Raw genomic sequence first — 5050 nt, forward strand, 5'->3', positions numbered from 1 at the left:
AACCAGGCTGGTTTTCCCCTCTACAAGAAGGAAATGCAAACCGTTCGGGGTTCCTTGTGGAAGGTCCCCCCACGCCCGTTTTGGGCCTCCCACGCAGGAAGCCCGGACGGGCGAACCCGTTGGGCCGCAGGACCGCTGCCGCCTCGTAGCTACCATGAGCGTTTGATCGGTCGCGTTCTGTAATGGAGGCGTCATGCGTGGTCCACTGTCCGGTAGCGGGCTCGAGCAGGGGGTATCCCCCCTGGGGCTCGCCGATGTCACTTCGAGGCCCACAGTCTTCAAATGCATGGGCCGCAGTTACAGCGCGGCCCGCTCCGACGACGAGGTCGTCATCCAGGACGTCACTGACATCACGCATCCGCTTCCCTTGGGCCGGGCGGAACCGTGTGCGGACACCCTCTGGAGCGTTCGCACGCCCCGGGGTCTGCTGGCCGGCCGTACGGACGGGACGCTCCAGGCGGTCGCCGCGCTGCGCGGGGTCTCCTGGCCGCCCCGCGACCCCTGCCCACTGGGTGGGTAGGGGTCAGGGGCGCGAACCGGCGGTGCTGCTGGAGGCAGCGCAGGTGCGGCGGTCGGCTCAGCTCGCCCGCGCGGCTTCCCGGTAGCGGCGCGGGGCCACTCCGGTGGTGCGTTTGAAGGCGTTGCTGAAGGCGCTCTCGGAGCCGTAGCCCAGGGAGGAGGCGATGGCCGCCACGGGGGTGTCCTCCCGGTGCAGGGCGTGTTGGGCCAGGCGCATCCGCCAGGTGCACAGGTAGGTGAGGGGCGGGACGCCCGCGACCTCCTTGAAGCGCTGGGCGAAGCTGGTGCGGGACATGGCCGCGGCGCGGGCGAGTTCGGTGAGGGTCCAGGCGCGGGCCGGGTCTCCGTGCATGAGGCGCAGGGCGGGGGCGACGCGTTCGTCGGCGAGGGCGCGGAGCCAGCCCACCGGGTAGGCGTCGGAGTCCGCGTTGGTCAGGAAGACGCGCAGGACCTGTACGAAGAGCAGCTGTGCGAGGTGCTCCGCCGCGAAGGCGGCCCCCGGGGCGTCCGACCGCATCTCGTGGAGCGTCTGGTTCATGAGCCAGCAGGCCGCGGGCGCCTCGGCCGTGGCGGCGCTGACGTGCATCACGGGCGGAAGGGCGCTCAGCAGTAGGTCCTTGCCGGTGGTGTTGAGGTCGATGTGGCCGCCGATCGTGACCGCGTCCCGCCCTTCGTCCCCGGCGTGGAAGAAGGTCTCGGTGGTCGCCCGCAGCACGGGCAGCGCGTCGATCGGAGGTACGGCCGGGTTACTCGCCAGGGTGTACCGGCGGTCGCCGGCGAAGACGGCGATGTCGCCGGCCTCCAGGCGGACGGGGTGTTCGACGCCCTCTATCACCAGCCAGACGACGCCCTGCATCACGGCCTGGATCTTGAGTCGTCCCGGCGCCGGAAAGGCCAGCGCCCAGTCCCCGGCGGCGATGAGTCCGCGGGACAAGGCGCAGCGTGCGCCGGTGAGTTCGAGGGTCTCGGTGATGGGATCTCCCCAGGTCGCAGATACGGGGAGGGGCGTGGACGGCGGTGCGGTCATGGGCGGACTCTCACGCAAGTCGTGCGGACGGGCAAGCATTCACATGCTGTTGATCACCCCTCACGATGAGTGGCAGCGGTGCTTCCCCGTCCGCGGCCGTGCCCCGAAACGCCGTCGCCGTCGGCCGTGCGGCCGTGTCCCAGTGTCAGGAGGTTGTGCGCATGGGCGGATTCCAGGGTCGCGCCACGTACCACCCGGACGGAGTAGTGCTGTCGCCGGCCGAGCGGCGGCCCTCCCCGGAATGTGTCCGAAGAGGGGGGCGGGACGGCCACCGTCAGGGCAGGGTCAGTGGCAGGCCCTGGAGCAGATGAACGGTACGTAGGTCTCGAGGGGCGTGGGGTGGGAGGTCCGGCCGCTCGACGCGACGTGCGTGGTGGCGGCCGGTGAGGCGGACGGCACGGCGAAGCTGCTCGGCGCCGCCGCCAGCCCGCCGACCACGAACAGCGCGGTCATTGCGGCTGCGATCAGTTGCTTGCGCATCATCACTGCTCCTGCCTGTGAATCCCCGAGTTGGGCACCGATTCCCTGCCTCATCACCGTAGGCGGGAGGGGTAGCAGGCGTGAATGTTCGAACGTCCGCAAAGGGTGCGCGAGAGTCCACAACGGCCGGGGGCTCCGGCCACGCAAGGAAACAGGTGGTCCCACATGCTCCAGCCGGTGATCTTCAACCCGCTGTCCTACGATCCCGCCGAGTTCGACCCGGAGACCCGACGGCTGCTGCGGGCCGTGATCGACTGGTTCGAAGGGCGAGGTAAGAAGCGGCTGGTCGAAAGCTACGCGTCGTGGTTCGCCGAATTCCTCGCCTTCGCCGGGGAGCAGGGCGTCTTCGCGCACTGCCTGATCCCCTCGGCCGCCGACGGAGGCGACGGGCGCTGGGACACCGCCCGCAACACCGCCTTCAACGAGGTCCTCGCCTTCTACGGCATCAACGGCTGGTACACCTGGCACGTCACCATGCTGGGCCTGGCTCCCGTCTGGCAGAGCGGCAACGCGACCGCCCGCCGCCGTACGGTCGAACTCCTCAGGCAGGGCCACTCGGCCGCCTTCGCGCTGTCGGAGAAGACCCACGGCGCCGACATCTACGCAACGGACCTCCTCCTCACCCCCACGGCCGACGGCGGGTTCCGTGCGAGCGGCTCGAAGTACTACATCGGCAACGGCAACGTGGCCGGCATCGTCACCGCCTTCGGACGCCGCACCGACGTCGAAGGCCCGGACGGCTACGTGTTCTTCCTGGCCGACAGCCGCCACCCGAACTACACGGCCGTCCGCAACGTCGCCAACGACCACCTCTACGTCGCCGAGATCCGCTTCGACGACTACCCCGTCACCGCCGCCGACGTCCTGCACACCGGCAAACCGGCCCTCGACGTAGCCCTGAACACCGTCAACATCGGCAAGTTCAACCTCGGCACCGCCGGGATCGGCGCCTGCGAGCACGCCTTCCACGAGTCCCTCAACCACGCGCACACCCGCATGCTCTACGGGCGGCGCGTCACCGACTTCCCTCACATCCGCCGGATCTTCAGCGACGCCTACCTCCGCCTGCTCGCCATGAAGATGTTCACGAACCGAGCCGTCGACTACATGAGGTCCGCGCAGGAGGACGACCGCCGCTACATCCTCTTCACGGCGATGTCCAAGACGAAGGTGACCACGGAAGCGGAGCAGGTCGTCACCCTCCTCTGGGACGCCATCGCCGCCAAGGGCTTCGAAGCCGACACCCACTTCAACTGGGTCGCACGCGACCTGCCCGGCCTGCCGCGGCTGGAGGGGACCGTCCACGTCAACATCACGCTGATCCTGAAGTTCCTGCGCAACTACCTGCTCGGCGACGCCCCCTACGACCCGGTGCCCTCCCGGACGGACCAGCGCGACGACGACTTCCTGTTCCGGCAGGGGTCCACCGGCCGGCTCGGCGAGGTCCGCTTCCACGACTGGCGTCCTGCCTTCGACCACTTTGAGCACGTGGCCAACGTGGCCCGGTTCCGGGAGCAAGTCGAAGGATTCCGCGAGCTGCTGGCCACCTGCGGCCCGGACGCCGACCAGCGGGAAGACCTCGATTTCATGCTTCCGGTCGGCCGGCTGTTCATGACCGTCGTCTACGGCCACCTCATCCTGGAGCAGGCCCGGCTGACCGGCCTGGACCGGGGCGTCCTCGACCAGATCTTCGCCCTCCTCATCAGGGACTTCGCCGGTCCGCTCACCGAACTCCACGGCAAGCCCGGCACCACGGACCAACAGCGCAAACAAGCGCTCGCCTGCCTGCGCACCCCCGCCCACGACGCCGAACAGACCCACAACCTGTGGCAGGGCATCGAGGCGATCGCCGGAACCTACGCGATGCGCCCCTGATCCACATCCGGCCCACACGCGGGGTTGAGCAATGCCCTGCCCCCGCGATCCGTACCCACAGGAGGCAGAAAGCCCATGAACTCCCTCAAGTCAGGCGTCTCGGCCGCCGTGATGGCCGCTGCCCTCGGTGCCACCGCACTGCTCGGAGCTTCCGCTCCGGCCGGCGCGGCGCCCCTGGCCACCTGCCGCGACGTGGTGGCCCGGACCAAAGCGGACCTGAACAACGCCGGTGCCCCGACGAACGCCAACGACTGGCAGGCCGTGCGCGACGCCGCCCAGCGCTTCCTCAACAACCACCCCTGGGGCAGCCCGGGCACCCAGGCCCTCCAGCGGGACGTCAACGAACTGGGTGAACTGTGCGCCCCGTAGCTCCGCGCAGGCGGGTTCGCTCCCTCGCGCGCCCATAACGGAAACCATCGTTCTCGTTTAGGGTGGGGGGATGCCTCGCCTGACGGACGAGCGCCGGGAAGAGCGGCGCCGTCACATCCTCACCAGTGCCTGGACCTGCTTCTCCGCCAACGGTTTCCACGCCACGTCCATGGACGACGTGATCGCCGCGACCGGCATGTCCTCCAGCGCCGTCTACCGGTACTTCCGCAGCAAGGACGACCTCATCGACGCCGCCGCGGACGAGGCCATGACCCTCGTGCGGAGCCTGTTCGACGGACTGCTGGCGCAGCGCCCCACCGTGTCACCGGCGCAGGTGGTTGCTGCGATGGTGGGTGAGGTCCGCGACCGGGACGCCCAGTCGGAGTACGACCTCACGCGGATCGCCATCCAGTCCTGGGGGGAGGCCCTGCGCAGGCCGGACATGGAGGAACGCACCCGGGCCTTCTATCTCGGCGTGCACGGCCAGCTGGAGGAGCTGGCCAGGCGGTGGTGCGAGGAGGGCCAGGTCGCGGCGGATGCCGATCCTCGGGGGGTCGCGACGGTTCTGATGACCCTCATGCCGGGTCTCCTCGTCGGCCGGCACCTGGTGGCACCCGTGTCCGCCGAGCACCTCATCACGGGTCTGTCCTCCCTCGGATCGGCCTCCTGGACCAGCTGACGTGCTGGTGGGGGGGGTCCCCCCTCTTTTGGTCCCCCCCCCCCCTCCCCCTTTCCTCCCCCCTGGCTGTCCCTCCCTTTCCCCCCACCCCCACGGTCCCC

The 5050-nt window shown here is 69.6% G+C and carries 6 protein-coding genes; 4 read left to right on the forward strand and 2 right to left on the reverse strand.

Translation table 11 applies throughout. The features are described from left to right. The first annotated feature begins 286 nt into the window (after positions 1-286). Positions 287-520: a hypothetical protein gene (locus ACFWBW_RS03140; protein ID WP_385367811.1), complete on the forward strand. Its 234-nt coding sequence runs from the start codon at positions 287-289 to the stop codon at positions 518-520. Between the two features lie 57 nt (positions 521-577). Here the strand turns inward: ACFWBW_RS03140 and ACFWBW_RS03145 are convergent, their stop codons facing one another. Next, positions 578-1546 (reverse strand): AraC family transcriptional regulator, encoded by a 969-nt coding sequence (locus ACFWBW_RS03145; RefSeq protein WP_385367813.1) that lies wholly within the window; start codon positions 1544-1546, stop codon positions 578-580. 285 nt (positions 1547-1831) lie between these two features. Beyond that, positions 1832-2029 (reverse strand): hypothetical protein, encoded by a 198-nt coding sequence (locus ACFWBW_RS03150; protein WP_385367815.1) that lies wholly within the window; start codon positions 2027-2029, stop codon positions 1832-1834. Positions 2030-2191: 162 nt separating this feature from the next. On the opposite strand from ACFWBW_RS03150, the gene ACFWBW_RS03155 reads away from it, so the two are divergent. The 3 genes from ACFWBW_RS03155 to ACFWBW_RS03165 all read left to right on the forward strand — a co-directional run bounded on the left by ACFWBW_RS03155 (position 2192) and on the right by ACFWBW_RS03165 (position 4949). Beyond that, entirely contained in the window at positions 2192-3901 is a 1710-nt protein-coding gene (locus ACFWBW_RS03155; protein WP_385367817.1) for an acyl-CoA dehydrogenase, read from the forward strand. Between the two features lie 75 nt (positions 3902-3976). After that, positions 3977-4270, forward strand: a complete 294-nt coding sequence (locus ACFWBW_RS03160) for a hypothetical protein (protein WP_385367819.1) — start codon at positions 3977-3979, stop codon at positions 4268-4270. Between the two features lie 70 nt (positions 4271-4340). After that, positions 4341-4949 carry a TetR/AcrR family transcriptional regulator gene (locus ACFWBW_RS03165; protein WP_385367821.1) on the forward strand — a complete coding sequence of 203 codons (609 nt, stop codon included), beginning with the start codon at positions 4341-4343 and terminating at the stop codon, positions 4947-4949. Positions 4950-5050: the final 101 nt, after the last annotated feature.

It is taken from the genome of Streptomyces sp. NPDC059957 (genome assembly GCF_042730015.1).
GTDB lineage: Bacteria > Actinomycetota > Actinomycetes > Streptomycetales > Streptomycetaceae > Streptomyces.

Excerpts from the sequence above, each read along its gene's own strand:
- ACFWBW_RS03140 (WP_385367811.1), top strand. The coding sequence starts at position 287 with ATGGGCCGCAGTTACAGCGCGGCCCGCTCCGACGACGAGGTCGTCATC.
- ACFWBW_RS03160 (WP_385367819.1), top strand. The coding sequence starts at position 3,977 with ATGAACTCCCTCAAGTCAGGCGTCTCGGCCGCCGTGATGGCCGCTGCC.
- ACFWBW_RS03145 (WP_385367813.1), bottom strand. The coding sequence starts at position 1,546 with ATGACCGCACCGCCGTCCACGCCCCTCCCCGTATCTGCGACCTGGGGA.
- ACFWBW_RS03155 (WP_385367817.1), top strand. The coding sequence starts at position 2,192 with ATGCTCCAGCCGGTGATCTTCAACCCGCTGTCCTACGATCCCGCCGAG.
- ACFWBW_RS03165 (WP_385367821.1), top strand. The coding sequence starts at position 4,341 with ATGCCTCGCCTGACGGACGAGCGCCGGGAAGAGCGGCGCCGTCACATC.
- ACFWBW_RS03150 (WP_385367815.1), bottom strand. The coding sequence starts at position 2,029 with ATGATGCGCAAGCAACTGATCGCAGCCGCAATGACCGCGCTGTTCGTG.